The organism is Arthrobacter sp. TB 26 (assembly GCF_000427315.1).
GTDB lineage: Bacteria > Actinomycetota > Actinomycetes > Actinomycetales > Micrococcaceae > Arthrobacter.
In genome coordinates this window covers 5594-7087 of the sequence record NZ_AUPJ01000539.1, presented here as the reverse complement: position 1 = coordinate 7087, position 1494 = coordinate 5594, and the positions used below count along the sequence as shown (strand labels likewise).

The 1494-nt window shown below is 69.1% G+C and carries 2 protein-coding genes (1 of these 2 running past the window's edge); one reads left to right on the top strand and one right to left on the bottom strand.

Annotated elements, in window-relative coordinates; translation table 11 throughout:
- Positions 1–360 (top strand): M48 family metallopeptidase (locus tag K789_RS0121150; protein ID WP_024366739.1); only part of this gene is annotated, 360 nt, incomplete at its 5' end.
- 12 nt (positions 361–372) lie between these two features.
- Here the strand turns inward: K789_RS0121150 and K789_RS0121145 are convergent.
- Positions 373–1494: the 3' portion of a zinc-dependent metalloprotease gene (locus K789_RS0121145; RefSeq protein ID WP_024366738.1), read on the bottom strand. The gene runs 342 nt beyond the window's last position; only the last 1122 of its 1464 coding nucleotides appear in the window; its start codon lies off the right edge, out of view — the gene reads right to left on this strand; the stop codon is at positions 373–375.

The following is a 1494-nucleotide window of genomic DNA, read 5'->3' as shown; positions in this document are numbered from 1 at the left end:
GCCGCCGAGCTCTCCGCCAAGTACTTTGGCGGCCGGGCTGTACCGTCCTCGGTCCGCTGGGTGGGCAACCAGAACTCCCGCTGGGGGTCCGCGACGCCGTCGGACGGGACCATCCGGCTGTCGGACAAGCTTCAGCCGATGCCGCAGTGGGTCATCGACTATGTGCTGCTGCATGAGCTGGCGCACCTGCTCGTCGCCGGCCATAACGCCGCGTTCTGGCGGCTGCTCGAGGCCTACCCGGAAACCGGCCGGGCCAAGGCCTTCCTCGAAGGCGTCTCCTTCGCCACCTCCCGCGGACTCATGCCTGCCGGCGACGACGATGACATCGACGTCGCCGACGCTGCCGCCTTCGCCGACTAGCGCGGCAGCCTGTTAGGGCTTGGGGTTGTCGCCCTCTCCGGGTGCGGCGTCAGTTCCGGGCTCGCCGGGCTGTTCGGCGCCACCAGTCTCGGCGGAGCCGTCGCCGGCTGCCCCGTCATCCTCAGGCTCGTCGAATCCGCCGCTCAGCAGCTTCTGCAGCGCATCGTCCACCTCGGAGTCGCTGGCCTCAGCCAGCTTCCGGCGTTCGCTGAAGCCTTTCGGATCTTCCAGGTCCTCGGCGGTGGGCAACAGATCCGGATGCTGCCAGATCGCGTCGCGGCCGTCGATTCCGCGTTCATCCTTGAGCGAGGCCCACAACGCTGCGGCCTCCCGGAGCCGGCGCGGCCGCAGCTCCAGTCCCACGAGGGAGGAAAATGCGTGTTCAGCCGGTCCTCCGGTGGCGCGGCGGCGGCGCACCGTCTCGCGCAGCGCCGCGGCCGAGGGCAGCAGCTTCTCGGTGGCGGCCCAGCTCAGTTCATCCACCCAGCCCTCCACGAGGGCGAGTGCGGTCTCAAGCTTCTCAAGGGCCTGGTCCTGGGCGGGGGTGCGCTGCGGCATAAAGACGCCCTGGGACAAAGCCTCCTGGATGCCTTCCGGGTTGCCCGGATCCAGCTCGCGGGCGAGTTCCTCGATCTTCGAGGTGTCGATGTGGATGCCGCGGGCATACGCTTCGATCGCGCCGAGGAGGTGCCCACGCAACCAGGGTACCTGGACGAACAGCCGGGCGTGGGCGGCTTCGCGGACGGCCAGGAACAGCCGGATGTCGTTCTCCGGCAGGCTGAGGCCTTCGCCGAATTTGGCCACGTTCGAGGGCAGCAGCGCCATTTCGAGGTCGGCGAGGGGTACACCGATGTCCGTGGAGCTGACCACCTCGGCCGACAGGGCGCCGATGGCCTGGCCCAGCTGCATGCCGAAGATCGCCCCGCCCATGTTCTGCAGCATGGAGGACGCGCCGCCCATCATGGACTTCATTTCCTCCGGCATCTGCTCCGTCATGGCGGTGGACAGTGCGTTGGCGATGCTGTTGGCGACCGGCTCGGTCAGCCGTTTCCAGGTGCCGAGCGTTTCCTCGACCCACTCCGCCCGGGACCAGGCCCGGCCGATCAGGCCGGTGGCCGGCAGCCCGGTGACCTG